Source organism: Thiohalocapsa halophila, from assembly GCF_016583825.1.
GTDB lineage: Bacteria > Pseudomonadota > Gammaproteobacteria > Chromatiales > Chromatiaceae > Thiohalocapsa > Thiohalocapsa halophila.
In genome coordinates, this window is record NZ_NRRV01000152.1 from 1 (window position 1) to 2,299 (window position 2,299).

Here is a 2,299-nt window from a genome sequence, read left to right on the forward strand (position 1 = left end):
AATGGCACCGATGAGCTTCGGCCCAGCTTGGGAGAGGACGTTCGCGGCCCCGAGATCGCTGCCAGCGCCGTGGCTTCTCGAACGGATACCCTCGATTGGCGGCCGAGAAGACTGGTTCACCAACGTGCGTCGCCAGAATCAGGACGTCTCGGTTTGACTGTCTTTTGGCAGTCTGTTATCAGGAATACATCAATTCAGCTGCGCACCTCACACCGACAGGTACATGGCTGAAGCTAAGCGTACGTCGCTGAAGCCGAGTACTCCAGGATTGCCACGGGCCTTAAGGCTTGTGCCGTGTCGATGGTGGGTTCCGGTTGGATTGCGTGTCGGTGTCGCCGGCCTGCGCGCCCTTGCGACGCGCTCGGTGAGGCCACCGACGATACCACCGCCCTCCGCAGACCCTGCCAGGTTCTCGCCGGCATAGACGCCATAGCAATGCCCGAGCGTGCGATGCCCCCTCCGAACCGGCGCCCCTCCCTCAGGGCAGCACGCCCGAACGCGTTGCGCCCGTCGGTCATGTCGCGGTCGGCCGGCGCTGGTTTGCGCACGAACTGGCCCATGCCCCGGGCAGTGTCGTCGATGGCCTTGCTGGTCTCTTCGCGAATCGTTTGGAAGGTTTCGGCTTCGCGCGCTGTTTCCGGAAGCCGCACCTCGATGGGTTTGCGCATTTCCGGCAACAGATCGGTGGTGACAATCCGGCGAATGTCGCCGAGAAAGACTCGCAGATCCCGCGCGATCGTGCGGCGCGCTTCTTCCGCGTCCCAGCCGCGGAACGAACGGCACCGGCTCACTGCTGTGTGTCCCGCGACGGACGTTAGCAAGCTGGCACCCACTCCTTGCGCGATGTCGTCCGCGAACCGCCCCAGCAGCGGCACCGATACGGCGAGGTTCTGGAGCAGGCGGCCACTGAAATTCAAGAAGTTCACCGTTGCCACGACCGCCAGGATATCTTTCATGATCAGGAGCTGTTGGCGAAGTGGCGGCCGGTTGTCGAAAACTCGAATAATCCGCAGGACCATGGCGGTGCTGCGATAGACGGTGACAGCCAGATCGGAGGAGCGCCACGGACTCAGGCCAACGCCGAGCAAGACATCCCTCACGCAGTCGCGCACCTCGCGATCCGCGCGCTGCTCCAATTCCGCGACAGCAGGTCGCACTACGGCCGTCTCTTCGTTCAGCACGGTACTGCGTAGGGCGGGCATATCGCCCCGCCGAACCGCGGCACGCAATCGCGCCCTCCCTGCAACCGCGGCCTCGCGCCACGCTTCCGAAAGCAGCCTGTTTTCACTGAGCCGCCGGCAGAGACGCGATAGATAGACGGCATAGCGGTACAACAGGGGATCGGCAGCCGCACCCGGGTCCCCGACCGGCGGGGGCACAAGGATTCTCGGCCGGGTGTATACCACGAGAAGATAGCGAACGAGCAGGTATAAGATCCCCAGGCCGAACAATCCGAGGAATGAATAGCCTGCCACGGGGTGCAGCCGATGGAGTGTCTCGAATGCGCGGAGGACCTCCATGACAGCCAAAAAGCTGAGCAACAGCCCGACCCAGAATGCAATCTTCAGAAGCCTATGGCACATACGAACGAACATCGGATCAGCCTCGGGATGATCGCGGAACGGCAACCTAGGCCGCTCGGCACAGAAACGAGCAATCCGTTCCATATGCGACGCAGCCTCATCACCACGAGCCCCCACGCGTCGCTCGCAGCGTTCGCGTTCGCGTTCGCGTTCGCGGTGCTGCTGAGCTTCGGGCTGATCCAGAGCGCGCAACAGGCCGCGGCCGACGAGCCAGGCCTGCCCCTCCCCCTGCTCGAGCTCGGGATTGGCGCCGCCGGATACCACAACCCGAGCTACCCCGGGTCGGATGTGCGCACCACCACGGACTTCCCGTTTTCCTATGTAATCTCCCGGGGGGACTGGCTACGCATCGATCGCAGCCTGCAACGCATCCTCTACGCAACGCGCCGGGTAAAAGCGGACATCAGCGCCCGTTCGAACCTGCAGGGCACGGCCTTCGCCGACAGACCGCTCTGACCTCGGAGCGTGACTTCAGCCTCGGCGCGACCCTTGGCTGGATGTGCCGGCAAAGCGAGCGCCGCGTTACGCCAAAGAGCACCAGCCACGGCGGCGAGCTCGACACGCCGCCGATCGGGCGCTGACGGTCAAGGCCCTTGTCTCTTCGCCGGCCTCAGGTGTCTCGTGCTCGGCGCCGGAACAGATCCAGGCGGTGCTCGCTACCAGCCCAGTATGTAGGCGAACATTAGTGGCGCGCATATGGTGGCGTCTGATTCGAT

At 63.9% G+C, this 2,299-nt stretch carries 2 protein-coding genes; one reads left to right on the forward strand and one right to left on the reverse strand.

Annotation, left to right across the window (positions count from 1 at the left end):
- Window positions 1–233 precede the first annotated feature (233 nt).
- Window positions 234–1,628 carry a DUF697 domain-containing protein gene (locus tag CKO31_RS25555; protein WP_200243571.1) on the reverse strand — a complete coding sequence of 465 codons (1,395 nt, stop codon included), beginning with the start codon at window positions 1,626–1,628 and terminating at the stop codon, window positions 234–236.
- On the opposite strand from CKO31_RS25555, the gene CKO31_RS25560 reads away from it, so the two are divergent.
- A complete protein-coding gene (locus tag CKO31_RS25560; protein ID WP_200243573.1) occupies window positions 1,611–2,039 on the forward strand; it encodes a hypothetical protein in 429 nt (142 codons plus the stop codon). The two genes, CKO31_RS25555 and CKO31_RS25560, sit on opposite strands and share 18 nt — an antisense overlap.
- Window positions 2,040–2,299 lie beyond the last annotated feature (260 nt).

Excerpts from the sequence above, each read along its gene's own strand:
- CKO31_RS25560 (WP_200243573.1), top strand. The coding sequence starts at position 1,611 with ATGATCGCGGAACGGCAACCTAGGCCGCTCGGCACAGAAACGAGCAAT.